Genomic DNA, 25495 nt, shown 5'->3' with positions numbered 1-25495 from the left:
TTCAAGCAGCAAATGACCGCCAGACGCTGTTACTTGTAGTTTTTGCGCTGGAACAGATCCTGGCGGCGACTAACCAGCCGATCGAGGAACAGCAGACCATCAAGATGATCCAGCTCATGCTGTATGGCACGCGCCTCGAAGCCCTCCATATCAAAGGATAGCGGATTTCCATCGCGATCGAGCGCGTCCAGGTGGATTTTTTCCGCCCGCAGCACATTACCGGTGTATTCAGGCACGGACAGGCAGCCCTCGCGTCCCATGACATGCCCTTCCCACTCGGTAATTTCCGGGTTTACCAGGACCAGGTGGCCGTGACTGGCGGTTTTCTTGCGCCCGGACACATCGACAATCAGCACGCGTTCGAACCAGCCGGTCTGCGGGGCCGCAATACCCACCGCGCCCGGACCGGCAAGCCGGGTTTCTTCCAGCGCATCGATTTTCTCCTGCAAAGCGCCGTTGAATTGCCCTACCGGCACGGAAAGCTGGCGCAGGCGTTCATCGGGGTAGATCAGGATATCGAGAACAGACATAAGTCAGCCGATCAGGGTTTCAACAGGCTGGACATCAACCTTGACACCCTCGGCCTGCAACGGCGCCAGGGCATCTTTTATTGCCTCAACACCCTGTGCTGCCACGCCTTCGATTTGCAGAATATAAATCGGGTCGGTTTCACTACCGCCAACAACCGACTCCAGGTCGAGAATATTCAGTCCCGCATCCGCCGCCCGTGAAGTGACCCGGGAAACAATCCCGGTACGATCCGCACCGTGCACCAGGATACGCACGTCCGGCACCGGACGCTGGCTCAGGCCGGCCTGAACCGGGTCAACGTGCAATACCAGGGAAAGATCCTTCAGGACGGGTTCAAGCGCCTTGCGCAGCTGTGCTTCACCTGCATCGCTTTGCACCAGCATCATCACGGTAAAGTTCTCACCGAGGCGGATCATCGAAGTCTCGCCCAGGTTGCACCCAGCCTCGAACAGCGCAGACGTCACCTTCGCCACAATACCCGGCTGGTCCTTGCCCACCAACGTCAACATGTACCAACTTGCCATCAGTATCGCCCTTTCCTGTAACCTGGAGTCAGAAGCTCCCTAGTGTAACGTTGAATGCGCCAGGTAAATCAACCCGACACCTGAGCCAATCAAAAGCATCTGCTTGATCGTGGCACTGAACTCGGCGCGCTTGTGCAGGCCAGGGATCAGATCGGCAACGGCCACATAGATAAAACTCGACGCTGCAACCGCCAGCACATACGGAAGCAAAGGCTGCAACGTACTCAGGCTGTAATAGGCCAGAACACCGCCGACGATAGTCGTCAGGCTTGACAGCATATTGAACAGGAAAGCACGCGAAGTACTGAAACCACTGTGCAGCAATATGGCAAAGTCGCCGACTTCCTGTGGAATCTCGTGGGCTGCCACAGCCAGCGCCGTGACCACACCCAGGTGTATGTCAGTCAGAAATGCCGCACCGATCAGGATGCCGTCGATGAAATTATGCAGACCGTCACCAATCAGGATCAGCGTACCGGCTGCCGCATGATGCACGTCATGATCGTGCAGATCCGGAAGATGGATTTCGCAATCTTCATGATGACAGTGACGCCATAGCACCAGTTTTTCCAGCACAAAGAAACCGAACAGCCCGAACAGCACGGTCGCCGTAATACCGTGGTAATTCCCATCCTGCACACCTTCCAGCGCATGCGGCAATAGTCCAAGCAGGGCCGCGCCCAGCAAAGCGCCGATAGCGAAACTGACCGCGTGCGGCAACAGGCGGCTGCGTGTTTTTTCCGGTAACAGCAGGAACAGCCCTGCCGCCAGCACGCTGAGAACACCGCCCAGCAGGGTGAATACCAGTATCCATTGCAACAAGGTCATTTATTTATCCATCCAGGAGTATCTGTTTTTTCCATTGTCTTGATTTGTCAATGCGATGCCTTGACCCGCAAGGGTAAGGTACCCGTAATGAAGCCCGGAGGGATTCTATGGGCAAAGCGAAGCAATCTCCATTCGTCCGGCACCAGGCAGGAGAGATTGCCACGGCGCTGCGCGCCTCGCAATGACGGGACACACGAACATCGTCCGCTTCGCGACAATGGGCTGCACTGCTCAGGAACTTAACCAGATCAATGTGGCCATGCGACCGGTTACACCATCGCGGCGGTAGGAGTAGAAATCGCGGTCCTCGGTAAACGTACAGCGGTCACCACCATAGACAGCCGATACGCCGACGCCTGCCAGGCGAATACGCGCCAGATGATACAGGTCTGCCAGCCAGTGGCCGGGGGAATACAGGGTGAATGCATCGGCAGACTGCGTGTGCCGGGCAACGAAAACGCTACGCACCTCGTCACCGACCTCGAATGCCTGTGGACCGATAGCAGGCCCCAGCCAGACCAGCAGCTCTGCAGGATCAATCCCCATCACCTGCACAGTCCGCTCGAGCACGCCCGCCGCCAGGCCACGCCATCCGGCATGCGCTGCAGCCGCGCAACGCCCGGAACGCTCGCAGAACAATACCGGCAGGCAGTCTGCGGTGAGGACTGCGCTTACCTGGCCTGACCCGCGTACGATACTGGCATCTGCTCTGGGAGGCTCAATCTGTGGCACGGCACGGCTATCCCGGCCCGGTTGGGAGGCATACAACGCCACCTCTGCAACATCATCACCCTGTACCTGCTTCAGCCACAGGGGTTCGGCCGGCAATTGCTGTGACTGATGCAGGTGGCGCCGGTTTTCCTGTACAGCGAGCGGGTCATCTCCCACATGATCAGCCAGGTTCAGGCTGGCCCAGGGACCACGGCTTACGCCGCCCTTACGCGTAGTTGTCAATGCCTGCACATTTTCAGGGGCCGGCCAGTCCGGGTAGATCACGATTTCGCTCTCACAACATCGAGCAGGACAGCAAAGTCTTCCGGCGGCTCCACTTCCCAGCTTACCGTTTCACCGCTTTGCGGGTGAACGAATGCCAGCCGCCTGGCATGCAGGGCCTGTCGCCTGAAATGCTGCAAGGCCTCGCGCAGGCGCTCCGACGCGCCGCGTGGTATACGCAGCCTGCCGCCATACACCGGGTCACCGACCAGCGGGCAGTGAATGTGCGCCATGTGTACACGGATCTGGTGGGTCCGCCCGGTCTCCAGTCGCACCTGTACCAAGGTGTGTGCCGTGAAACGCTCGAGCACCCGGTAATGACTGACCGCAGGCTTGCCCGACTCAACCACTGCCATACGCAGGCGATCCTTCGGGTGTCGGCCAATCGGAGCATCGACCGTACCACCGGCCGTGAGCACGGTGTGTACCAGGGCAAGATACTCGCGACCGACACTGCGCGCCTGCAACTGCCCAACCAGCGAGGTGTGTGCCTCCAGCGTGCGTGCGACCACCATCAGGCCACTGGTGTCCTTGTCGAGGCGATGCACAATACCGGCACGCGGCACGGTTGCCAGCGCCGGGTCAAGATAAAGCAACGCATTTTGCAGGGTACCTGCCCGGTTACCGGCAGCCGGATGCACAACCAGACCCGCCGGTTTGTTGATGACCATCACCTGTTCATCCTGGTAAACAATATCAAGTTCGATATTTTCCGCTTCGACAGCCCCTTCTTCCTGCAACTCCGCGCGAACCTCAACCGCCTCGCCACCCAGCACCCGCTGCCTGACCGTGGCCGGTTTTCCGTCCAGTAAAACATGCCCCTGCTTCGTCCATTGCTGGAGACGGCTGCGGGAATACCGGGAAAAAAGCTCGGCCAATACCTGGTCGAGGCGCCTTCCGGCAGCCTGTTCGGGAATAGTTCCGTTGAGATAAATCGTTTCAGACATGGAATCAGGTGGCCAACAGCCGGCTCGCGGCCTTACAATTAGGTTCGATTTTCAAAACCGGAAAAATGGCAGATGCACTGGTTACGCCTTATACCGCTTCTGGCGGCATTATTCACCCTCGGCTGCGCAACGACCGCCGAAGACGAGCTGGGAAATCTCTCGGCCAATGAACTGTATAAACGCGCCAAGGATGCGCTCGCCTCGTCGGATTTTGAAACCGCCATCAACACCTTCGAGAAGCTGGAAGCCCGTTACCCGTTCGGAAAATATGCCCAGCAGGCACAGCTGGAAATTGCCTATGCCTACTACAAATATGATGAGCCGGATTCAGCCATTGCCGCGGCGGACCGCTTCATTCGCAACAACCCGGGTAACAAACACCTGGATTACGCCTATTACCTTAAGGGATTGGCCAACTATACCCGCGGCATGAGCCTTGTCGATCGCCTGGCAAATCGCGACCCGTCAGAACGTGATACACGCGCCCTGCGCGATGCATTCAGCGATTTCACAACCCTGGTACAGAAATTTCCCGACAGCCACTACGCGGAAGACAGCAAAAAACGGCTTATCTTCCTGCATAATCAGCTGGCACAATATGAAATCAATGTCGCCCGCTATTACATGCGCCGTGAAGCCTGGGTTGCAGCTGCCAACCGGGCACGTTATGTAATCGAGAACTACCAGCGCACACCGGCGGCCCGTGAGGCATTGCAGGTACTGGTCGTGGCCTACACCCGGATGGGCATGACCGATCTGGCCAAGGACGCGCAGCGTGTGCTGGACCGGAATTTGCCCGCGATCCCCGTGTCGGGGAAAGCTGCACCGTAAACCGGGAAAGTTTTAGAGAGCCTCTGACTTGATTCATAATTCACGTCATTGCGAGCGAAGCGTGGCAATCTCATACAATGGAATCAGTCTGTTACAGATTGCCGCGCCACTTCGGCCCATAGAAGCCCTACGGGCTTCATTACGGGTACCTTACCCTTCAGATCAAGGCATCCTCGCAATGACGAAGTAGTCAGAGTTTCCCTTAAATAGCGTCGGCGTCGGTTTCACCGGTACGTATACGCACAACCCGCTCCACTGAAGAGACAAAAATCTTGCCATCACCAATCTTTCCGGTACGCGCGGCATTGGTAATGGTTTCCATGCACCGCTCCAGATCGTCTTCCTTCACCACCACCTCCAGCTTCACCTTGGGCAGGAAATCAACGACATACTCCGCACCACGATACAGCTCGGTATGTCCCTTCTGACGACCGAAACCCTTGACCTCGGTTGCAGTCATACCGGTGATGCCAATCTCGGACAATGCCTCGCGCACGTCATCCAGCTTGAAAGGTTTGATAATGGCTTCGACTTTTTTCATAGGGTTGTTCCCCTGGTTTTTACGTAATCCGGCTGCCAACCATACTAAAAGCGTCGGCAGGAATCGAATACTAAATCGGTCATTTACCGTTTCGCCTCAGCTGTGCGTTGAGGAACCCGGAAGTGATCGGGTAGCGGCGGTCGCGCCCGAAAGCCCGCTTGCTGATACGTATGCCGGGTGGTGCCTGGCGGCGTTTGTATTCATTACGATCGACCAGGGTGGCAACCCGCCGCACCATTTCGGCTTCAAAGCCCAGCGCAATCAGCTCACGAACCCCCAGATCCTGCTCGATATAGCCTTCGAGGACCGGATCGAGGAATTCATAGGGCGGCAGTGAATCCTCGTCCTTCTGATCTGGCGCCAGTTCTGCGGATGGCGGACGCTCAATGACACGCCGGGGGATTACCGGGGCGATTGAATTCCGGTATTCCGACAGGCGATACACCAGCAGCTTGGGCACATCCTTGATCGGCGCAAACCCGCCCGCCATGTCGCCATAAAGCGTGGCGTAACCCACAGACATCTCACTTTTGTTGCCCGTCGTAAGCAGAATACGTCCCTGCTTGTTGGATAACGCCATCAGGATCACACCTCGACAACGTGCCTGGATATTTTCTTCTGTTGCATCAGGCTGTGTTCCTGCCAGTGCATCGGACAGAACATCAAGAAAGCTGTTGAACGGTGGTTCAATAGAAATTTCCTGGTAGGCCACGCCCAGCGCTTCAGCTTCGGCGCGTGCATCTTCCAGGCTCATCTCAGCGGTATAACGTGATGGCATCATTACTGCCTGTACGCGGTCTGCGCCGATGGCATCCACCGCTATAGCCAGCGTCAGGGCTGAGTCAATGCCACCGGACAGGCCGATAATGGCACCACTGAAGCGGTTCTTTTCGATGTAGTCGCGAACGCCCAGCACCAGCACCTTGTAAATGCTTGCCTCTTCATCGGCGCGCGCCGACACTTCACCGGGTAATACTTCAATACCACTGTCACCTGGCGCGAAATCGACCGGGTACAACCCTTCCTCGCAGGCCGGTGCACGAACGGCTGTTGCCGCGTGACGGTCGAGCACGAATGACTCGCCATCAAAGACCAGTTCATCCTGCCCGCCTGCCAGGTTGACGTACACCACGGGGCAATCCGTCTCACCCACGCGCTCTGCCACAACGGCCTCACGTTCATTGGACTTGCCGGTATGAAAAGGTGAGGCATTCAGGTTCACCAGCAATTGTGCGCCAGCATCAGCCGCAGCACGCGCCGGTTCCGGCGTCCAGATGTCTTCGCAGATTGTCACCCCAATGTGTATTCCGGCGACTTTCGCCACACAGAATCCGTCACCGGCTACAAAATACCGCTTCTCATCGAATACGTTGTAGTTGGGCAGGTGGCGCTTGCGGCAACAGGCGACCATTTCACCCTGATAAATTACCGACGCACTGTTGAACCGCCCGGCAGGTGTCTGTTCAGGATGTCCGACCAGCAAATGTATGCCCTGCACCTCGGCACAAAGCCGGTCCAGCCCTTCGGACACCATCTCGTGCAGGGCCGGCCTGAGCAGCAGGTCTTCAGGGGGATAACCGGTTAGTGTCAGTTCCGGGAAAACAATCAGGTCGGCGCTCAATTCATCGCGCGCGCGGGTGGCGCACGCGATGACGCGCGATACATTACCCGGCACATCACCGACACACAGGTTGATCTGCGCCATCACCAGCCGTAAGGCGGACGCCCGGGGTCGCGTACTCACGATCCCGCCAGCAGTTCCTGCATGCGCACACCCATGTCAGCGGGAGAACGCACGACTGTCGCACCGGCTTGCTCCAGCGCAGCAAACTTGGCATCCGCAGTTCCCTTGCCACCACTGATAATAGCGCCCGCATGGCCCATTCGTTTGCCGGGCGGAGCCGTCACACCCGCAATATAGGCAACCACCGGCTTGTTCATGTGATCCGCAATGAAGGCAGCAGCATCCTCTTCGGCACTGCCACCAATTTCTCCGACCAGGATCACTCCTTCGGTATCCGGGTCACGCTCAAAGCGTTCCAGGCAATCGATAAATTCCAGTCCGTGAACAGGATCACCACCAATACCCACGCAGGTGGTCTGCCCCAGTCCCGCCTGGGTGGTCTGGTACACCGCCTCATACGTCAGGGTGCCTGAGCGCGACACAATACCAACGCTACCGGGCTTGTGAATGGCGCCGGGCATGATACCGATCTTGCATTCACCCGGGGTAATGATGCCCGGGCAGTTGGGGCCGACCAGGTGAACCTGACGTCCCGCCAGCGCGGCCTTGACCTTGACCATATCCAGCACCGGGATACCCTCGGTGATACAGACGATTACCTCGATGCCGGCGTCGGCAGCCTCCAGAATGGCGTCGGCAGCAAATGCCGCAGGCACATAAATCATGCTGGCATTGGCAGCGGTTTCATCAACTGCATCTTGCACCGTATTGAATACCGGCAGTTCAAGGTGCGTCTGGCCGCCCTTGCCCGGCGTCACCCCACCGACCATTTGCGTTCCATAGGCCAGCGCCTGTTCAGAATGGAATGTGCCCTGCTTGCCAGTGAACCCCTGGCAAATGACGCGTGTGTTCTTATCGACAAGAATACTCATGATGTTTGCCCGGCAGTCGCGGCAACGACTTTCTGCGCTGCATCGGTCAGCCCTTCGGCTGCGATAATGCTTAAGCCTGAATCTGCAAGCCGCTGCTTGCCCTGGTCCACGTTGGTACCTTCCAGCCGCACCACGACCGGAAGCTCAACACCGACTTCCTCCACCGCCTGGATAATACCCTCGGCAATCAGGTCGCAACGCACGATGCCGCCAAATATATTGACCAGGATGGCACGCACCTTGGTGTCGGAGAGGATCAGTTTAAAGGCCTCCGATACCCTGTCAGCTGTTGCCCCGCCGCCTACATCGAGAAAATTGGCCGGCTCACCGCCGTGTAACTTGATCAGGTCCATGGTCGCCATGGCGAGGCCTGCACCGTTAACCATGCAGGCGATGTTGCCGTCGAGGGTGATGTAGTTCAGCCCGTGTTCGCTGGCGGCACGCTCTTTTTCATCTTCCTGGGTCGGGTCACGCAGGTCGCTGGTGGCCGGGTGCCGGTAAAGCGCGTTATCTTCAATATCCAGTTTGGCATCCAGCGCCAGCAGTTCGCCGTCACGCGTCACTACCAGCGGGTTGATCTCCACCAGGCTTGCATCTTCCTGCTCAAACAACCGGAACAACCCGCCCAGCATACGGGTAAACGCCTTGACCTGGTCTCCCGCAAGGCCCAGGCCAAAGGCCAGGTTCCTGCATTGATAGGGCTGCAGTCCGACGGCCGGGTGTACGGCCTCTGTGAGAATGGCGTCAGGCTGACTCGCCGCAACCTCTTCGATATCCATACCCCCGGCACGCGATGCCATGACCGTGATACGTTCCGATTGCCGGTCTACCAGTAAGCCGAGATACAACTCACGATCAATATCCACACCGCCTTCCACCAGCAGGCGATGGATGGGTAAACCGGGTTCGCCGGTCTGTCTGGTGACCAGCCGGCCGCCGAGCAGTTCATCGGCAAACTGACGAACCGCGTCAATGTCATCCAGCAGCTTCACTCCGCCGGCCTTGCCGCGCCCACCGGCATGTACTTGCGCCTTGACCACCCAGCGATCGCCACCCAATGATTTGGCGGCTTCGGCAGCGGCAGGTGCAGATTCCACCATTCGACCATCCGGGACGGGAACCGCATAGTTGCGGAACAGTTGCTTGGCCTGGTATTCGTGTAGATGCATGGCAGGTTCCTGAATTCGAAGGCCTGTATTCTGCGGAAAGAGCGGGGGTGGAGTAAAGCCTTACTGGCAGCCCGTGACATATAAGGTACACTAGACCACCATGTTCGGCATACGCGTACTCATTTTTTTACTCGGCATCGCACTGGTGGTGTGGATCCTGTTCCGGCTGGCGCGTAGCCCGTCGATTGAGAAGCCCGGGAAAAAGCAGGTCGATGACATGGTGCGCTGCGCGCGCTGCGGCACCTTTGTGCCACGCAGTGAGGCTATCCATGAAGGTGACCGCGACTACTGCTCCACGCAGCACCGGGACGAGGATCGCTGACACGTATGGCAAAGCCTGCCAACCCTGATAACGCACAAATAGAAACCCGTATCGTCTGGCAGCGACTCCGCCTGCTGACCTTCTACCGCCTGATCCTTGCCGGCCTGCTGGCAGTCCTGTATTTCGCCCTGCAGGACAGCAACCCGTTTGGTGTCCAGGATCACGGCCTGTTTCGTTTCACGCTACTGGCCTGGCTGGTATTCAGTCTGGCTGCCGGTACCGCCACCCGTCTGGAGCGCCCCGGTTTCCGCTTCCAGGCCATGGTACAGTTATTCACTGATATCGGCGCACTGTCCCTGTTGATTCACGCCACCGGTGGCGTCTCCAGCCCACTTACCGCCCTGCTTGTCATTACCATTGCAGTTGGCGCCCTGCTGCTACCGGGGCGTATGGCGTACCTGTTTGCCGCCGTAGCATCCATCGCCCTGCTACTCGAAACCGGCGTCTCACTGCTGGAACTCGAGAACACCAGCATCAGTTCCGTCACCCGTGCCGGGCTGATGGGCCTGGTACTGTTCGCAACTGCCGCCCTGGCGCATGTGCTCGCCATCCGACTGCGAGAGAGCGAGGCACTGGCGACACAACGCGGAATTGATCTCGCCAATCTCCAGCAACTCAACCAGTATGTCATCCACCAGTTACAATCCGGCATCCTGGTGGTTGATCCGGATGGTGTGGTCCGACTCGCCAATGACCGGGCACGCGCACTGCTGAATCTCAATACCGCTGAAGGCCAGCCGCTCGGCAAACTATCCCCGGCACTCGCTGAACAGATCGAGCGATGGCATGACAACCCGGCGCTGCAACCGGAAAGTATTCAGGCTGGCGCCTCTGGCGCCGACCTCACACCGCGTTTTGCCCGCCTGGAAACATCGCAGGGTTCGGGTACGCTGGTACTGCTGGATGACGATACGCTACTGGCACAACAAAGCCAGCAGCTCAAACTCGCCTCCCTGGGACGCATGAGCGCCAGTATTGCACACGAAATTCGCAATCCGCTTGGCGCCATCAGTCACGCTGCGCAGTTACTGTCCGAGTCCGGGTCGTTGAATGGCGGTGACAAACGACTCACGGAAATCATTAACAACCACAGTCGACGTGTGAATGAAATCATCGAAAGCATACTGCAACTGTCCCGGCGTTCGGTCAGCCAGCCACAGGAGCTGCGACTGGGTGAGTGGCTGCGACTGTTCCACGGTGAGTTTATCGAAACCGAAGGTGCAGACGCAGCACGTCTCGTTCTGGACATCGGTGACGACGAGCTGAGCATAGAATGTGACCCAGGCCACCTTCGCCAGGTACTTTCCAACCTCTCTAAAAATGCGCTGCGCCATTCTCCCGAACAGGCCACGGTGGAATTACGCGCCACGGGGAACCATGCCGGCAGGGTCCGAATCGAAATACTGGACAATGGCCCGGGTATAGACCGGGAGGTTGCTACGCAAATCTTCGAGCCGTTCTTTACCACGGAGAACAGCGGTACCGGTCTGGGCCTGTATATCGCCCGCGAACTCTGTGAACAAAACCGCGCACACCTCAGCTACCACCGGCGCAGTGAAGCAGGTGGCAGCTGCTTTCGCATTGAATTTTCCGCCAGCAATGGTTAATCCAGCGCCAACCACCTCTGATAGAATACCGTCATGCACACACCCCTGAAACAGGCCCGACTACTGCCATGAGCACACCACTGGCCCTAATCGTCGATGATGAACCGGATATCCGTGAGCTACTGGAGCTGACGCTGGGACGCATGAACATCGACACACGCTCTGCCGCCAACGTCACCGCGGCCAAAGAGATGCTGGCCAGCGAACAGTTCGATCTATGCCTGACCGACATGCGCCTTCCGGATGGCGACGGCCTGGAGCTGGTAGAGTTCATCCAGCAGAAACAACCCGACCTGCCGGTCGCAGTCATCACCGCACACGGCAGCATGGAAACCGCCATCCAGGCACTGAAGGTTGGTGCTTTCGACTTTGTCTCCAAACCGGTTGATCTCGGCGTACTGCGCAACCTGGTCAATGGCGCACTCAAGCTCAGTGAGTTCCCGGAACGGGACAGACGCAGCCGCGACACCCTGCTGGGCGAATCGGCCGTCATGCAAACCATTCGCCACACCATTGCCAAACTGGCACGCAGCCAGGCGCCGGTCTATATAAGTGGTGAATCCGGCACCGGCAAGGAACTGGTGGCCCGGCTGATCCACGCCAAGGGGCCACGTTGCGAGCAGCCTTTTGTACCCGTCAACTGTGGCGCCATCCCTTCCGAGCTCATGGAAAGCGAGTTCTTCGGACACCGCAAGGGCAGCTTCACCGGCGCATCCGCTGACAAGGAAGGCCTGTTCCAGGCCGCCAACGGCGGTACCCTGTTCCTGGACGAGGTCGCCGAACTGCCGCTGTCCATGCAAGTGAAGCTGCTGCGCGCGATTCAGGAAAAAGCCGTGCGCCCCGTTGGCGAGCAGAAAGAAAGCCCGGTTGATGTTCGCGTGCTGTCCGCCACCCACAAGAACCTGGCCGGCCTGGTCGAGGCAGGCGTATTCCGGCAGGACCTTTTTTACCGTATTAACGTAATCGAACTTACCGTCCCTAACCTGCGTCAGCGCCGTGAGGATATACCGCAGCTGGCCGAGCACATCCTGGCACGACTCTCACCCGACGACAGCGGCACGCGACTTGGGGCAGAAGCACTGAATACCCTGCAGCGCTACGCCTTTCCCGGCAACGTGCGTGAGCTTGAAAACATCCTCGAACGCGCTATCACCCTCTGCGAGGGCCATGAAATCCAGCCTGCCGACCTGGCCCTGCCAGAAACCACAGATGCCATCGAAACAAGCCATGACGAACCCCTGGCCACACCGCCCGAAGGTGTGGCGCTGGAAGAATACCTTGAAAATATCGAGCGACAGGCTATCCTCAAGGCGCTGGATCAGACCGGGAATAACAAGACCGCTGCCGCGAAACAGCTTGGCATCACCTTTCGCGCCATGCGCTACCGCCTGAAAAAACTCGGTCTGGAGTAGAACTAAAGTGACGCATTGCGTCACATTCAGTGAAACATCGCGTCAGACTGACGCGGACGATCAGGGAAGATCGTGACACATTATCCAGGGAGGAACTGCAAATGCCCCACCACACCTGACACCCCCAATCACGCTATCTGCTTGTCGCAGAAATAAATTAAAGAAGCCCGGGCCCGCTGCCGTCAATGATTTGCACGCAGCGCCACGGACCTGGCACGCCGCCTGCATTAAACAGGACAAGCCAAGCAACTGGTCGGCCTTGCCAATGACACGACGTCAGCCGCAGGGAAGCACGGCAGGGCTTCTGTTTTAACAACGCTATTTGACAATACGTTAACGTTTAAGAGGATTTACTCATGAAGAAAGTACAACAGGGCTTTACACTTATCGAACTGATGATCGTTATCGCGATCATCGGTATTCTGGCCGCGATTGCACTGCCGGCTTATCAGGATTACACCATTCGTTCAAAAGTAGGTGAAGGTGTATTGCTTGCGTCAGCAGCTAAAATCGCTGTTGCGGAAACAGCCTCCTCTCTTGGCGGTCTGGCTAACGTCACAGCCGCAAATTCCGGCTACTCCTTTCCTGCTGCTGGAACTGATTACGTGGCCAGCATTGCCATTACTGATGCTACCGGCGTGGTCACAGTGACGATGGGCGGAACTAAAGGCACTGGTGCAACTGTTGAGCCTGTAATGACGATGACGCCGACACAGGCCAACCCAGAAGATCCGATCACCTGGGTATGCGCAACCACATCAGGTGAGTTCAAACATGTGCCTGCCAACTGCCGTAACTAAGCACTCAATGTTGGTAAACATCCGGGGTTAACCCGGTAGGAAAGCCCCTCTGGTGTCAGAGGGGCTTTTTGTCTTTACTTGATTTAGTAAAGTTTGGTCCAGTTTTGACGACATATTAAGATAGCTGGCCTGATCCCGAATCGCTCCATGTTAAGGAGAAACCTAAACCCTTGTGGGCTTGGCCATATTGCGAAACAGATCACGGATTTAACATGACGAGGCAGGGATATTTTTGATATGGCAACATCAACACCTACATCGCAGCTAGGCGGACTTGCCAAAAGACTTGTGCTTGATGGACTACTCGTGGACGATATGGCCCTCGAAGCACATGAGCGAGCTCTTAAAAAAAACGAGCCATTCGTTACTTATCTCGTAGATAATAAAATACTTGATGGATCTTCTATTGCCTCAGCTGCATGCCAGGAATTTGGCATCCCGCTGCTTGATCTTGATGCAATGGATCTAGATGCAGCACCAGTATCTCTTGTTGATGAAAAGCTTATACGGCAACACCGATCTCTCCCTCTATTCAGGCGTGGAAATCGTCTTTTTGTTGCCGTTTCTGACCCAACAAACCTTCAGGCACTGGACGAAATAAAGTTTCATACCGGTATAAGTACAGAAACCATTCTGGTTGAGGATGATAAACTTAGCAAAGCTATCGACCTAGTACTGGACAGTGCTGACACATCCATGTCGGACTTACTCGATGAGGATCTGGATAATCTGGATATCGAGGGCGGTGAAGACGCTGGAACACCCGATGACTCGATAGATGCTGACATTGATGACACGCCCGTTGTTCGCTTTGTCAACAAAGTTCTACTGGATGCCATAAACAAGGGTGCATCTGATATCCATATCGAGCCCTATGAACACGAATTCCGTATCCGCTTTCGTCAGGATGGCGTTTTACACGAAATTGCAAATCCCCCAATATCCATGGCAACCCGCCTGGTTTCACGAATTAAAGTAATGAGCAAAATGGATATTGCAGAACGGCGCGTCCCACAGGATGGACGCATCAAGATGAAGCTCTCCAAAAAACGGGCCATCGACTTCCGCGTTAACAGTTGCCCAACCCTGTTTGGCGAGAAAATGGTGCTGCGTATTCTCGACCCGACCAGCGCACAACTCGGCATCGATGCGCTGGGCTACGAGGAAGACCAGAAAGAACTGTACATGCACGCACTGAACAACCCGTACGGTATGATTCTGGTAACAGGACCGACAGGTTCGGGTAAAACGGTTTCACTCTATACCGGTTTGAATATTCTCAACACACCGGACCGGAATATCTCGACCTGTGAGGATCCGGTAGAAATCAACCTGACTGGTGTCAACCAGTGCCATATGAACCCCAAGGCCGGACTCACGTTTGCAACCGCCCTGCGCGCTTTCCTGCGCCAGGACCCCGATATCATTATGGTAGGTGAAATTCGTGACCTTGAAACGGCAGAAATTGCCATCAAGGCCGCACAAACCGGACATATGGTCATGTCGACCCTTCACACTAACGATGCCCCACAAACCCTGACAAGACTGGCGAACATGGGCGTGCCGAGCTATAACATTGCCTCATCCGTGAATCTGATTATTGCCCAGCGCCTTGCGCGCCGACTGTGTAACAACTGCAAGAAACCGGTAGATATCCCCAAGCATGCACTGATTGAAGAAGGTTTCCGGGAAGATGACATCGATGGCATCACACTCTATGAAGCCGTGGGTTGCGACCAGTGTGCAGAGGGATATAAAGGGCGCGTCGGTGTTTATCAGGTCATGCCGGTATCCGAAGCGATGGGTCGCATTATTATGGAAGGTGGTAACGCCATACAGTTAGCCGACCAGGCCAGATCAGAGGGTATTGCTGATTTACGTGAATCCGGCCTGAAAAAGGCAAGCCAGGGCGTCACCAGCCTGGAAGAAATCAACCGAGTAACCAAGGACTAGATCATGGCAACAGCAGCGATCAAACCCAGCGTATTTACATGGGAAGGCAAAGACCGGAAGGGCAACAGGGTCAAGGGCGAAGCTCACTCGACCAACCCTTCCATGGTGAAAGCAGACTTACGCCGGCAAGGAATAAACCCGACCAAGGTTCGTAAGAAGTCTGCGCTTTTCAGCTCCGCCAAAAACAACAAAATCCTCCCAAAGGATATTTCAGTTTTTACTCGTCAGCTTGCCACCATGATGTCTGCTGGTGTTCCACTAGTACAATCATTCGAGATCATAGGCCGTGGACACGAAAACCCTGGAATGCAGGAACTTGTCCTGGCAATAAAAGCAGATGTCGAATCCGGAGCAACTCTGGCCGACGCACTCAGGAAACACCCCGCACATTTTGACGAACTGGTGTGCAACCTTGTATCCGCTGGCGAGCAGGCAGGCATCCTGGAAGGGCTCCTGGATAAGATCGCAACCTACAAAGAAAAAACCGAGGCCATGAAGGCCAAGATCAAGAAGGCATTAACCTACCCGGCAGCAGTTGTTGTTGTTGCATTTGTAGTTACTGCCATACTACTCATCTTTGTAGTACCACAGTTCGAAGCCTTATTTTCAGGATTTGGCGCAGATCTCCCCGCCTTCACACGGCTGGTTGTCGATCTGTCTGAATGGATGCAAGCGAACTGGTGGATGGCGCTTCTTGGTGTTGCCGGTATGGTTTATGGGTTCAAGGAAGCCAAACTTCGATCTCCCAAGGTCCGTCATACACTAGACCGCTTAATTTTGAAAATGCCAGTTGTTGGGGAAATCGTAACCAAGGCTATAATTGCACGTTATGCACGAACACTTTCAACCATGTTTGCGGCCGGCGTCCCACTTGTCGACGCAATGGAGTCAGTTGCGGGCGCTGCGGGCAATGAGGTCTACAGAATTGGTATACTCCAGATGCGTGACAATGTCGCGACCGGGCAGCAATTACAAATGTCAATGAACCAAACAGGGCTTTTCCCAAACATGGTTGTACAAATGGTTGCCATCGGCGAAGAGTCCGGCTCACTGGATGCCATGCTGAGTAAAGTTGCAGACTTCTACGAAGCAGAAGTCGATGATGCTGTGGATGGACTCAGCAGCCTGCTGGAACCCATCATCATGTCCGTCCTTGGCGTTTTGGTCGGCGGCCTGATCGTTGCCATGTACCTCCCAATCTTCAAAATGGGTTCTGCTATCTAGAAAAACCACTCCCCACGGCAGGGCTGCCGTGGGGTAAACTCCCCCCATGGAACTCATCTCACTACTCGAAAACAACTTCGCGTTCTTTATCGCCACTGTCTTTGTGCTTGGCCTGGTGATCGGCAGTTTTCTGAATGTCGTCATTTATCGCCTGCCGGTCATGATGGAGCGGGAGTGGAAAACCCAGGCACGGGAATACATGGGAGAGGACGGAGCGGCTGACGAGGATGAGCCGTTATCACTGTCCAGGCCGGCCTCGCGTTGTCCATCGTGTAACCACAAGATCCATTTCTACGAAAATATCCCGGTAGTCAGTTACCTGCTGCTGCGCGGAAAGTGCTCGTCCTGCAAGACCGCCATTTCGCTGCGCTATCCGCTTGTCGAACTTATGACGGGTGTCCTCAGCGCAGTCGTCGCCTGGCATTTCGGCTTTGGCTGGCAGGCCGGTGCAGCCCTGCTGCTGACCTGGGCGTTGATCGCGCTGAGCATGATCGATATTGATCATCAGCTGTTACCCGACTCGATCACTTTGCCGTTTCTCTGGCTTGGCCTGCTACTGAGCCTGTTCCCGGTTTTTGCCGATATGCGCGACAGCCTGATCGGCGCCATTGCCGGCTATCTTTCGCTATGGACGGTCTACCAGGTATTCAAACTGGTCACTGGCAAGGAGGGCATGGGTTATGGCGATTTCAAACTGCTTGCCCTGCTGGGTGCATGGATGGGCTGGCAGGCACTGCCGATGATCGTACTGTTGTCCTCAGCGGTGGGTGCCGTGCTGGGTGGCGCGATGATACTCATTCAGGGGCGCGACCGTGCCCAGCCGATCCCGTTTGGCCCCTACCTGGCCATCGCGGGCTGGATCGCCCTGCTCTGGGGTGACCGCATCTCGCACGCTTACCTGCGCTGGTCGGGCATGGCCTGATATGGGTTGCCGGCTGCGTATCGGTCTGACCGGCGGCATTGGCAGCGGCAAGAGTGAAGTCTCTCGCCTGTTTGCCGGGCGCGGCGCCACAATCATTGATACGGATGTTATCGCCCGGGAGCTGGTCGAGCCGGGGCAGCCAGCCCTGCAGGAAATTATCAATACTTTTGGTGCTGACCTGCTGGACAACGAGGGCCGGCTGGATCGTGCCCGGCTACGCGCGCAGGTATTTGCCAACCCGGAGAAACGCCAGCATCTCGAAGCCATCCTCCACCCCCGTATTCGCGCCCGTGCGCTCGAACTTGCCGATGCGGCCGATACACCCTACTGTCTGTTGGTTATCCCTCTGCTGGCAGAAACTGGTGAGGTAAGACCCGGAACGGGCCAAGAAGGTCGCCTGGGCGAAAATGGCTATTCGCTGGACCGCGTACTGGTCATCGACACGCCAACCGAAAAGCAGATCGAACGTGTCGCCGCGCGAGACCCGCTTTCCCGCCAGGAAATCGAAGCTATCCTGAACAGTCAGTCAGATCGCCAACAACGCCTCTCCATCGCAGATGACGTGATTGTGAATGACAGCGACCTGGCTCACCTGGAAAGTGAAGTCAGGCGGCTGGACAGGCAATATCACCAACTGGCTGATGGCCCGGACGCACGGACGCCCTGACCAACCTGTCTGTCGCCAGCCGGCTACATTTGCGCCCTACCGCTGACTGGTGGACAATAGCGCAGCCCTAGCCACCCCGAATTGCGCGCCCGGTGAAACAAAAAATCTTTTATGAACAACCGCTGAACGAGCGCATCCGCACTTTTTTGCGGCTGGAATTCCTGTTCGCCGAGGCTGCGCACCACTTGCGCGGCAAAAGTCACTGGGACAGCCGTAGCACGCTGACGTCGCTGCTGGATGTTATGGCGATATTTGGCCGCACTGATCTCAAAACCGAAGTGCTGAAAGAACTGGAGCGTCATGCAGGCACCCTGACGCGGCTGGAAAAAAACCCGGATGTCGACCGAAAGCGCCTTGGTGAAACGTTGGGAGAGCTGGAAATCCTGACTGACCAGCTACACAGCAATGGCGGCCCGATTGCGGCATCGCTCAGGCAAAATGAATTTCTGTCCGCCATCCAGCAGCGCTCGGCTATCGCCGGTGGCACCTGTGATTTTGACCTGCCCGGTTATCACTTCTGGCTGGAGCAGCCGGCTGCACAGCGCACTCGCGACCTGGCCGAATGGCTGAATCATTTCGAGGCGATCGCCCGCGCCATCCAGCTTATTCTTATGCTGATCCGGGAAAGCGCCTCTATCAAGCCGGTGGTTGCCGAAAACGGTTTCTTCCAGAAAACGCTCGACCCCAATCTTCCTTGTCAGCTGGTGCGTGTGTCGATTGACCGCAAGGTACCGTACTTCGCTGAAATCAGCGGCGGCCGCCATCGATTTACGGTGCGTTTTCTCTACACCTCGGAGGAAGACGGGCACCTTCACCAGACCACAGACAATATCCCCTTCGAGCTGGGCTGCTGTGTGATATAAAGCAGGCATGGCCAGACAGGAAACACCCCGCAAGACGATCCCCTGCCCGACCTGCAAGAAACCGGCAGTGTGGGACAAGAGTAACCCCTGGCGGCCTTTCTGCAGCGAGCGCTGCCGTTTGATTGATCTCGGTGACTGGTTCGATGAACGCAACCGGATTCCCGATGACCGCCCTCCGGACGACTTCGACCCGGGGCACTGATTTATCCGTCATTGCGAGCGCAGCGCGGCAATCTCCCACAGTCTCGCACCAGGTCAAACAGATTGCCGCGCTGCGCTCGCAATGACGGGTGTGGGGGGATTACTTCGCCGACGGTGAACGCATAACAGGATCGAAACCACCCTGGCTAATTCCCCAGCGTGAAAGGCACGCTCAACCGGGAATGCCTGCCCTCAGCCTGTACATCAAACACCGCAATCCAGTCACTGCGCCCGGACGTACAGATGGGCAATGTGATATCAGCCTGCCAGCTGCCTGCATCCGTTTTCAGTAAACGATATCGGTTCTGCCCCATCTCCATACCCTGCATTTCCAGGCTGACCGTCACTGATTCCAGTGTTGTATTACTGGATAGTGAAACATTGAATGGCTTGAGCGCCGAGCGGTGTGGCGCCATGCGCACCGTGACCGATAACCCGGTATCGTCCCGGCCGGCGCAACCTTCGCGCACATCACAACCGCTACCAAGCCGCAGGGTTTGCACGGGTGGTGCTTCGGCGCTCTTTTCACTACAGGCCGTCAACGCCAGGCACAACAAAACCAGCTGCCCGCAGGTATGAATACGCGACATCAGCTTTCCCACAAGGCGCGAATGGCGGCAATACCCTGTGCACCGTGTGTAATCGCCTCATCGAGGTCAGCCGGCGCCATACCGCCCAGGGCATAAACGGGCATGGCGCAGGCATCAACCAGACTGGCAAAGACCTCCCAGCCAAGCGCCGGTGCATCGGGATGGCTGGCTGTGGGTTTTACGGGCGAGAGCAGTGCAAAGTCAGCCCCGATGGCCTGCGCATGCACCAACTCTCCTGCCGAGTGACAAGATGCACCGAGCAGCAGCTTGTCAGGCAGACCCCGCTCGTTCACCTGCTGCAGGCGCTGACTACTGAGCTGGATACCGTCGGCACCCAGTTGCAGGGCCAGGCTTGCGTCTGCATTCAATAACACCCGCGCCCCGCTATGCCGACACCGTTCAATGACCTGCTCAGCCAGTGACTGATAGGCCTTGTCACCCAGACGTTTAGCGCGGAGTTGCACCAGCCGGATGCCTTCATCCAGCCGACGTTGTAACTGTGCAAAAAAGGCATCGTGGTCATCACCGGGATCCGGCGTAATCAGGCAGGCAGAGGGCAGCTGCAGGGCGCGGATAATCGGCAGGTTGGCGGCCGGAAATGCCCGTTCACCCAAGTCTTCGATGTGCGCCCACTCGACAGCCTGTCCCTCGCGGCCGTGTGGCTGGCCTTCGAAAGAATCCACGCGCCAGACGTCGAGCAGCACGCTGCGATCTGTATAGCGATGAGGGACACGTATCAGCGGCCTGCGGGTACCAATGCGAATACCCAGCTCTTCGTGTATCTCTCGCTCCAGCGCCGCTTCAACCGACTCGCCGGGCTCACATTTTCCACCTGGAAACTCCCACAGACCTCCCTGATGAGCGCGCTCGGGACGACGTGCCAGCAATACCCGCTGCGCATCGTCAACAATGGCGGCAACGGCCACGTGAAGTGTTTCGGGATCGTTCGGGTCAGGAACGGTAGTCGGCGTTGATACTGACATAGTCGTGGGAAAGATCACTGGTCCAGATTGTTTCACTGGCCGCGCCGCGACCCAGTGCAATACGAATAAGAATTTCGTCCTGGTTCATGACGCGCTGTCCGTCTGCCTCGGTGTAGTCTTGCGCCACACCGCCATCACGAACAATACAAACGTCATCCAGCCACAGTTCTACCTGCTCGATATCCAGCTGTGACAGGCCGGCGCGTCCAACCGCTGCCAGTATGCGCCCCCAGTTCGGGTCGCTGGCAAACAATGCCGTTTTCACCAGTGGAGAATGCGCAACCGTATAAGCCACTTGCAAGCACTCGGCGCTGTCATGCCCGCCTTCCACGCGAACGGTTACAAACTTGGTCGCACCCTCGCCATCGCGCACAATGAGCTGCGACAGCCGGGTACTGACTTCACTGACGGCAGCACAAAAGGCCGGGTAGTCCGGGTGGGCATCATCCAGCACAGCGGCACCCGATGCACCGGTCGCTACCAGCACACAGGCATCGTTGGTCGAGGTGTCGCCATCCACCGTGATCCGGTTGAAGGACTGTTCTACCGCCTGCTGTATACAGTTTTGCAGGGCAGAACTTTCGACTGCGGCATCAGTCGCAATGTACGCCAGCATGGTGGCCATGTCCGGGCGGATCATGCCGGAACCCTTGGCCATGCCGGTGAGGGTTACCGTCTGCCCGTCAATCGACAGGGTTAACGACACGCCTTTGGCTACTGTGTCGGTTGTCATGATGGCGTGTGCGGCAGCCGACCAGTTATTTTCCGACAGGTTGGCCAGCGCGCCATCCAGTGCAGACTCGATGCGTTGCACGGGCAGTCGCTCGCCAATTACACCGGTCGAAAACGGTAATACCTGTGCGGCATCACAGCCGGCTCGCTTCGCCAGCGCCGCACAACTTCGCCGCGCATCATCAAGCCCGGGCGCACCGGTACCTGCATTGGCGTTACCGCTGTTGATTAACAAGTAACGGGGAGCGTGTTGCGCCAGGTGTTCTCTGGCGACAATAACGGGGGCAGCGCAAAAGGCATTTCGGGTAAACACCGCCGCGCAACGGCTCCCTTCGGCCAGCTCCATAACAACCAGATCGTCACGACCTTCATAGCGAACCTGCGCAGCCTGTGCCGACAACCGGACGCCGGCCACTGCAGACAGTTCCGGTAACTCGCTATATCCAACCGGCATGGCCTAGACGTCGTACCTCAACTCAACTTGCCGTGGCACTGCTTGTATTTCTTGCCTGAGCCACAGGGGCAGGGTTCATTGCGTCCGACCTTTCGGTCGCCACGCACAAACGGCTGGTGCTCTTCAGCTTCATCGGCGGGCAGCTCTTCACCTTCCGGCATGGCACTCGCCTCATCGTGACGGAAGTCCATGGGTGCGGTTGAACGTCGTTGTTCTTCCACCGCTTCGACATCCGACTCGTTCTTGACCTGAACCTTGGAGAGAATACCGATCACATCCAGCTTGATGCGCTCCAGCATATCGGTGAACATCTCGAATGCCTCACGCTTGTATTCCTGCTTGGGGTTCTTTTGCGCATAGCCACGCAGGTGAATACCCTGGCGCAGATAGTCCATAGCCGCCAGGTGTTCTTTCCAGGCCTGGTCCAGCACCTGCAACATGACAGCCTTTTCGAAGTGCCGCATGGTTTCACTGCCGGCCAACTGCTCTTTTTCTTCGTGTACGCGTTCCAGTTCTTCAAGCAGTTTTGCACGCAGGGTTTCTTCATGCAGGTTGTCATCGGCATCCAGCCAGCCCTGGATATCGAAGCGCTGCCCAAACTCGGTTTCTATTGCGTCCTCGAGTTCGGCAATCTTCCACTGCTCGTCCATACTGCCCGGCGGGATGTAGTTGTTGATAACCGAGTTCAGCACATCTTCACGGATCGCCTTGATGGTGTCAGAGACATCATCGGTCGACATCAACTCGTTGCGCTGGGCGTAGATCACCTTGCGCTGGTCATTGGCGACATCGTCGAATTCCAGCAGGTTTTTACGAATACCGAAGTTGTGCCCTTCTACCTTGCGCTGTGCATTCTCGATGGCCTTGCTGACCCACGGGTGTTCGATAGCCTCGCCTTCCTGCATACCCAGTTTCTGCATCAGGCCCGACACGCGCTCGGATGCAAAAATCCGCATCAGGTTGTCTTCAAGCGACAGGTAGAAACGGCTGGAACCGGGATCACCCTGGCGACCGGAACGACCGCGTAGCTGGTTATCGACTCGCCGGGATTCATGGCGTTCGGTACCGACAATGTGCAGACCGCCGGCTTCCAGCACCTGCTTGTGGCGCGTTTCCCATTCTTTACGGATACGCGCTTCCGTGTGTTCATCAGGGTTATCGAGCGCAGCCAGCTCGACGTCCAGGTTGCCGCCCAGCACGATATCCGTACCACGGCCAGCCATGTTAGTGGCAATCGTTACCGCGCCGGGGCGTCCCGCCTGTGCCACGATATGCGCTTCACGCTCATGCTGCTTGGCATTCAGCACTTCGTGGTCAACGCCTTCTTTCTTGAGCAACTTCGACAGGTATTCGGAAACTTCTATCGAAGTCGTGCCCACCAGTACCGGCTGGCCACGTTTGCGACAGTCGCGGATGTCCTCGGCAACCGCATCAAATTTTTCTTTCTCTGTGAGGAAAACCAGGTCACCCATATCGTTGCGGATCATCGGTGTATTGGTAGGGATCACCACCACCTCGAGCCCGTAAATCTGCTGGAACTCCGGCGCTTCGGTATCAGCGGTACCGGTCATGCCGGACAACTTGTTATACAGGCGGAAATAGTTCTGGAAGGTGATCGATGCCATGGTCTGGTTTTCGTTCTGGATCTTCACCCCTTCCTTGGCTTCCACGGCCTGGTGCAGACCTTCCGACCAGCGCCGGCCCGGCATGGTGCGGCCGGTAAATTCATCGACGATCACTACCTGACCGTCCTGCACAATATATTCGACATCGCGGTTATAGAGTGCCAGTGCGCGCAACGCTGCATTCAGGTGGTGCATCAGGCTCAGGTTGGCAGCGTCGTAGAGGCTCTGGCCTTCTTTCAACAGGCCGCGTTTTTCCAGCAACTCTTCTACGTGCTGGTGACCCTCTTCCGTAAAATGGATCTGTTTCTGTTTTTCGTCGATGCTGTAATCGCCGGGACCGTCTTCTTCTTCCTGTTTCACCAGTTCCGTGACCAGGTCTTTCATGACGGTATACAATTCGGAGTTATCGTCGGTGGCACCGGAAATGATCAGCGGTGTACGCGCTTCATCAATCAGGATGGAGTCCACTTCATCGACGACTGCTGCATTGAGTTCCCGCTGCACCTTGTCTTCAAGCCGGAACGCCATATTGTCGCGCAGGTAATCGAAGCCGAATTCGTTGTTGGTACCATAGGTAATGTCAGCCGCATAAGCTGCGCGCTTCTCGTCGCTGTTCATACCCGCCACGGCCACGCCGGTCGACAGTCCAAGAAAACCGTACAGTTTTCCCATCCACTCGGCATCCCGGCTGGCAAGATAGTCGTTCACTGTCACAACATGTACACCCTTGCCGGACAGCGCATTGAGATAGGCAAACAGGGTGGCGACCAGCGTCTTGCCTTCACCGGTACGCATCTCGGCGATCTTGCCTTCGTGCAACACCATGCCGCCAATCAGCTGAACATCGAAGTGGCGCATATTCAGAATCCGGCGAGAAGCCTCGCGGACGACGGCGAAGGCTTCCACCAGCATCTGGTCAAGTGTCTCGCCATCCTGGTAGCGCTGACGGAATTCATCGGTGCGGGCGCGCAGCTCGTCATCGCTGAGTTTTTGCACTTCAGGCTCAAGTGCATTGATTTTATTTACGTTTTTTTGGAGGCGCTTAAGAATTCGGTCATTCCGGCTACCAAAAACCTTACGCAGTATCGTTGTAACCATGATGTATGCGGGAAATCCGTTAATGTATTGGAAAATCTGGAGCAGGCATCATACCGCATTAGCCGCCCGCGGACAGGACTTCACGGTTTCTTCACCTTGACAGAAGGCCTGGTGTCTAGCGGCTGGCGCGGACGAACTTGGTAGGATTGATCTGACGCCCGTTTTTCAGGACTTCGTAGTGTACGTGCGGGCCGGTAGAACGACCGCTGGAACCCATCAGGGCGATCTTTTGCCCGGGCTTGATCTTGTCACCGGCCTTTACCAGGATCTCTTTGCAGTGCCCGTAGCGGGTGGAATAGCCCTTGCCGTGGTTAATCTCAACCAGCTGGCCATAACCGTAACGCTTGCCGGCCCAGGTCACAACACCGGCCGCTGTAGCGACAATGTCGGTTCCCATCTGGCCCGCGAAATCAATACCCTTGTGCATTTCCCGCCGACCATTGAACGGGTCGGTGCGCATGCCATAGTAAGAGGACAGCCAGCCCTTGGAAATCGGCTGTCCAGCCGGCGAAACGGCATGGCTGAGTTCGCGACGACTTACAACCTGCTCCAGCAATTCCAGCTGGCGGGCACGGTCATCCATCTGCATGGCCATATCATCCAGCGCCTTGAGAAAATCAGGGGTTTTCAGTAACTCGGCATCAGCCGGGTCAACCGGACCACCCTGGGCCGGCAGCTGGTCAAAATCGAATTCGGATTTCTTCAGGTGGGCAATCTGCTTTACCCGCTGGCCCAGTGCTTCAACTCTCAACATCTGTGCCTGCATTTGACCCAGCCGGACTGCCAGTGCATTTAGCTGGTCCTGCGCTTCATTACGCACCAGATCCAGATCCTGCTTTTGCTCATCGAGGAGTACCTGCCACTGTGCACCACCCTTGGCGACAACCTCGGGCTGACGCGCCGTACCCAGAGAATACCCCAGCTGGCCAACTCCGAGCAGAACACCCAGTAATGCCAGTGTGGCGGGAACCCAGACCAGTGGTCGATTCAGCTGAACGCTGCCGGACTTGCCGTATTTTGTCGTGTAGAGTAAAAACTTCATTGATTGTGCTTACCCGAATA

The 25495-nt window shown here is 56.7% G+C and carries 25 protein-coding genes; 11 read left to right on the top strand and 14 right to left on the bottom strand.

Annotated features, from left to right (window positions below; all coding sequences use genetic code 11):
- Positions 1-29: 29 nt before the first annotated feature.
- The 5 genes from def to rluD all read right to left on the bottom strand — a co-directional run bounded on the left by def (position 30) and on the right by rluD (position 3823).
- Complete coding sequence (def, locus tag DFR30_RS02840) at positions 30-530, bottom strand: peptide deformylase (RefSeq protein WP_132971230.1); 501 nt, start codon at positions 528-530, stop codon at positions 30-32.
- 3 nt (positions 531-533) lie between these two features.
- A complete protein-coding gene (locus DFR30_RS02835; RefSeq protein WP_132971229.1) occupies positions 534-1055 on the bottom strand; it encodes a glycine cleavage system transcriptional repressor in 522 nt (173 codons plus the stop codon).
- Between the two features lie 39 nt (positions 1056-1094).
- Positions 1095-1883 (bottom strand): ZIP family metal transporter, encoded by a 789-nt coding sequence (locus tag DFR30_RS02830; RefSeq protein ID WP_132971228.1) that lies wholly within the window; start codon positions 1881-1883, stop codon positions 1095-1097.
- 231 nt (positions 1884-2114) lie between these two features.
- Positions 2115-2846 carry a peptidoglycan editing factor PgeF gene (pgeF, locus tag DFR30_RS02825; RefSeq protein ID WP_341539300.1) on the bottom strand — a complete coding sequence of 244 codons (732 nt, stop codon included), beginning with the start codon at positions 2844-2846 and terminating at the stop codon, positions 2115-2117.
- Positions 2847-2875: 29 nt separating this feature from the next.
- A complete protein-coding gene (rluD, locus tag DFR30_RS02820; RefSeq protein ID WP_132971226.1) occupies positions 2876-3823 on the bottom strand; it encodes a 23S rRNA pseudouridine(1911/1915/1917) synthase RluD in 948 nt (315 codons plus the stop codon).
- 72 nt (positions 3824-3895) lie between these two features.
- Here rluD and DFR30_RS02815 point away from each other — a divergent pair, with 72 nt between their 5' ends.
- Complete coding sequence (locus tag DFR30_RS02815; protein ID WP_132971225.1) at positions 3896-4654, top strand: outer membrane protein assembly factor BamD; 759 nt, start codon at positions 3896-3898, stop codon at positions 4652-4654.
- Positions 4655-4856: 202 nt separating this feature from the next.
- On the opposite strand, the gene DFR30_RS02810 is transcribed toward DFR30_RS02815, so the two are convergent.
- The 4 genes from DFR30_RS02810 to sucC form a co-directional block, all read right to left on the bottom strand.
- On the bottom strand, positions 4857-5195 hold the full coding sequence (locus DFR30_RS02810; RefSeq protein ID WP_132971224.1) for a P-II family nitrogen regulator: 339 nt from the start codon (positions 5193-5195) through the stop codon (positions 4857-4859).
- Positions 5196-5274: 79 nt separating this feature from the next.
- On the bottom strand, positions 5275-6939 hold the full coding sequence (locus DFR30_RS02805; RefSeq protein ID WP_279386872.1) for an NAD+ synthase: 1665 nt from the start codon (positions 6937-6939) through the stop codon (positions 5275-5277).
- Positions 6936-7811, bottom strand: a complete 876-nt coding sequence (sucD, locus tag DFR30_RS02800) for a succinate--CoA ligase subunit alpha (RefSeq protein WP_132971223.1) — start codon at positions 7809-7811, stop codon at positions 6936-6938. Before sucD ends, DFR30_RS02805 begins: the two co-directional genes overlap by 4 nt.
- Complete coding sequence (gene sucC / locus DFR30_RS02795) at positions 7808-8980, bottom strand: ADP-forming succinate--CoA ligase subunit beta (RefSeq protein ID WP_132971222.1); 1173 nt, start codon at positions 8978-8980, stop codon at positions 7808-7810. Before sucC ends, sucD begins: the two co-directional genes overlap by 4 nt.
- A gap of 100 nt (positions 8981-9080) precedes the next feature.
- Between sucC and DFR30_RS02790 the strand changes: the two genes are divergently transcribed.
- From DFR30_RS02790 to DFR30_RS02745, 10 genes are all read left to right on the top strand, one after another.
- Positions 9081-9302, top strand: a complete 222-nt coding sequence (locus DFR30_RS02790; RefSeq protein ID WP_132971221.1) for a PP0621 family protein — start codon at positions 9081-9083, stop codon at positions 9300-9302.
- Between the two features lie 5 nt (positions 9303-9307).
- Positions 9308-10909 carry a sensor histidine kinase gene (locus DFR30_RS02785; RefSeq protein ID WP_132971220.1) on the top strand — a complete coding sequence of 534 codons (1602 nt, stop codon included), beginning with the start codon at positions 9308-9310 and terminating at the stop codon, positions 10907-10909.
- Between the two features lie 68 nt (positions 10910-10977).
- The gene (locus tag DFR30_RS02780; RefSeq protein ID WP_132971219.1) at positions 10978-12321 is read left to right on the top strand and encodes a sigma-54-dependent transcriptional regulator; all 1344 of its coding nucleotides are present in this window, start codon (positions 10978-10980) and stop codon (positions 12319-12321) included.
- Positions 12322-12677: 356 nt separating this feature from the next.
- Complete coding sequence (locus tag DFR30_RS02775; RefSeq protein WP_132971218.1) at positions 12678-13121, top strand: pilin; 444 nt, start codon at positions 12678-12680, stop codon at positions 13119-13121.
- A 237-nt stretch (positions 13122-13358) separates the two neighbouring features.
- The gene (gene pilB / locus DFR30_RS02770; protein WP_132971217.1) at positions 13359-15074 is read left to right on the top strand and encodes a type IV-A pilus assembly ATPase PilB; all 1716 of its coding nucleotides are present in this window, start codon (positions 13359-13361) and stop codon (positions 15072-15074) included.
- A 3-nt stretch (positions 15075-15077) separates the two neighbouring features.
- Positions 15078-16298: a type II secretion system F family protein gene (locus DFR30_RS02765; protein ID WP_132971216.1), complete on the top strand. Its 1221-nt coding sequence runs from the start codon at positions 15078-15080 to the stop codon at positions 16296-16298.
- 46 nt (positions 16299-16344) lie between these two features.
- Positions 16345-17220 carry a prepilin peptidase gene (locus DFR30_RS02760; protein WP_132971215.1) on the top strand — a complete coding sequence of 292 codons (876 nt, stop codon included), beginning with the start codon at positions 16345-16347 and terminating at the stop codon, positions 17218-17220.
- 1 nt (position 17221) lies between these two features.
- Positions 17222-17887, top strand: coding sequence for a dephospho-CoA kinase (gene coaE / locus DFR30_RS02755; RefSeq protein WP_132971214.1), 666 nt, complete (start codon positions 17222-17224; stop codon positions 17885-17887).
- Between the two features lie 92 nt (positions 17888-17979).
- On the top strand, positions 17980-18750 hold the full coding sequence (zapD, locus tag DFR30_RS02750; protein WP_165869070.1) for a cell division protein ZapD: 771 nt from the start codon (positions 17980-17982) through the stop codon (positions 18748-18750).
- Between the two features lie 7 nt (positions 18751-18757).
- Complete coding sequence (locus DFR30_RS02745) at positions 18758-18952, top strand: DNA gyrase inhibitor YacG (protein WP_132971212.1); 195 nt, start codon at positions 18758-18760, stop codon at positions 18950-18952.
- Between the two features lie 145 nt (positions 18953-19097).
- Here DFR30_RS02745 and DFR30_RS02740 read toward each other — a convergent pair whose 3' ends face one another.
- From DFR30_RS02740 to DFR30_RS14635, 5 genes are all read right to left on the bottom strand, one after another.
- Positions 19098-19541, bottom strand: coding sequence for a hypothetical protein (locus DFR30_RS02740; RefSeq protein ID WP_132971211.1), 444 nt, complete (start codon positions 19539-19541; stop codon positions 19098-19100).
- A complete protein-coding gene (locus DFR30_RS02735) occupies positions 19541-20524 on the bottom strand; it encodes a Nudix family hydrolase (protein ID WP_132971210.1) in 984 nt (327 codons plus the stop codon). The genes DFR30_RS02740 and DFR30_RS02735 overlap by 1 nt, the downstream gene beginning before the upstream one ends.
- Positions 20493-21710 carry a bifunctional glutamate N-acetyltransferase/amino-acid acetyltransferase ArgJ gene (argJ, locus tag DFR30_RS02730; RefSeq protein WP_132971209.1) on the bottom strand — a complete coding sequence of 406 codons (1218 nt, stop codon included), beginning with the start codon at positions 21708-21710 and terminating at the stop codon, positions 20493-20495. The genes DFR30_RS02735 and argJ overlap by 32 nt, the downstream gene beginning before the upstream one ends.
- Positions 21711-21727: 17 nt before the next feature.
- Positions 21728-24433 carry a preprotein translocase subunit SecA gene (gene secA, locus DFR30_RS02725; protein ID WP_132971208.1) on the bottom strand — a complete coding sequence of 902 codons (2706 nt, stop codon included), beginning with the start codon at positions 24431-24433 and terminating at the stop codon, positions 21728-21730.
- Between the two features lie 115 nt (positions 24434-24548).
- A complete protein-coding gene (locus DFR30_RS14635) occupies positions 24549-25475 on the bottom strand; it encodes a M23 family metallopeptidase (protein ID WP_132971207.1) in 927 nt (308 codons plus the stop codon).
- Between the last annotated feature and the right edge of the window lie 20 nt (positions 25476-25495).

Source organism: Thiogranum longum (assembly GCF_004339085.1).
Classification (GTDB): Bacteria; Pseudomonadota; Gammaproteobacteria; order DSM-19610; family DSM-19610; genus Thiogranum; species Thiogranum longum.
Note: the sequence above shows the minus strand (reverse complement) of the source record. Positions and strands in the feature narration are given on the sequence as shown.

Bases quoted from the DNA above. Each gene is read 5' to 3' on its own strand.
- pilB (WP_132971217.1), top strand. From the start codon at position 13,359: ATGGCAACATCAACACCTACATCGCAGCTAGGCGGACTTGCCAAAAGA.
- DFR30_RS02775 (WP_132971218.1), top strand. From the start codon at position 12,678: ATGAAGAAAGTACAACAGGGCTTTACACTTATCGAACTGATGATCGTT.
- secA (WP_132971208.1), bottom strand. From the start codon at position 24,433: ATGGTTACAACGATACTGCGTAAGGTTTTTGGTAGCCGGAATGACCGA.
- DFR30_RS02735 (WP_132971210.1), bottom strand. From the start codon at position 20,524: ATGTCAGTATCAACGCCGACTACCGTTCCTGACCCGAACGATCCCGAA.
- DFR30_RS02830 (WP_132971228.1), bottom strand. From the start codon at position 1,883: ATGACCTTGTTGCAATGGATACTGGTATTCACCCTGCTGGGCGGTGTT.
- argJ (WP_132971209.1), bottom strand. From the start codon at position 21,710: ATGCCGGTTGGATATAGCGAGTTACCGGAACTGTCTGCAGTGGCCGGC.
- rluD (WP_132971226.1), bottom strand. From the start codon at position 3,823: ATGTCTGAAACGATTTATCTCAACGGAACTATTCCCGAACAGGCTGCC.
- DFR30_RS02780 (WP_132971219.1), top strand. From the start codon at position 10,978: ATGAGCACACCACTGGCCCTAATCGTCGATGATGAACCGGATATCCGT.
- DFR30_RS02740 (WP_132971211.1), bottom strand. From the start codon at position 19,541: ATGTCGCGTATTCATACCTGCGGGCAGCTGGTTTTGTTGTGCCTGGCG.
- DFR30_RS02785 (WP_132971220.1), top strand. From the start codon at position 9,308: ATGGCAAAGCCTGCCAACCCTGATAACGCACAAATAGAAACCCGTATC.
- DFR30_RS02815 (WP_132971225.1), top strand. From the start codon at position 3,896: ATGCACTGGTTACGCCTTATACCGCTTCTGGCGGCATTATTCACCCTC.
- DFR30_RS02790 (WP_132971221.1), top strand. From the start codon at position 9,081: ATGTTCGGCATACGCGTACTCATTTTTTTACTCGGCATCGCACTGGTG.
- sucD (WP_132971223.1), bottom strand. From the start codon at position 7,811: ATGAGTATTCTTGTCGATAAGAACACACGCGTCATTTGCCAGGGGTTC.
- sucC (WP_132971222.1), bottom strand. From the start codon at position 8,980: ATGCATCTACACGAATACCAGGCCAAGCAACTGTTCCGCAACTATGCG.
- DFR30_RS02810 (WP_132971224.1), bottom strand. From the start codon at position 5,195: ATGAAAAAAGTCGAAGCCATTATCAAACCTTTCAAGCTGGATGACGTG.
- DFR30_RS02765 (WP_132971216.1), top strand. From the start codon at position 15,078: ATGGCAACAGCAGCGATCAAACCCAGCGTATTTACATGGGAAGGCAAA.
- def (WP_132971230.1), bottom strand. From the start codon at position 530: ATGTCTGTTCTCGATATCCTGATCTACCCCGATGAACGCCTGCGCCAG.
- DFR30_RS14635 (WP_132971207.1), bottom strand. From the start codon at position 25,475: ATGAAGTTTTTACTCTACACGACAAAATACGGCAAGTCCGGCAGCGTT.
- DFR30_RS02745 (WP_132971212.1), top strand. From the start codon at position 18,758: ATGGCCAGACAGGAAACACCCCGCAAGACGATCCCCTGCCCGACCTGC.
- coaE (WP_132971214.1), top strand. From the start codon at position 17,222: ATGGGTTGCCGGCTGCGTATCGGTCTGACCGGCGGCATTGGCAGCGGC.
- DFR30_RS02760 (WP_132971215.1), top strand. From the start codon at position 16,345: ATGGAACTCATCTCACTACTCGAAAACAACTTCGCGTTCTTTATCGCC.
- DFR30_RS02835 (WP_132971229.1), bottom strand. From the start codon at position 1,055: ATGGCAAGTTGGTACATGTTGACGTTGGTGGGCAAGGACCAGCCGGGT.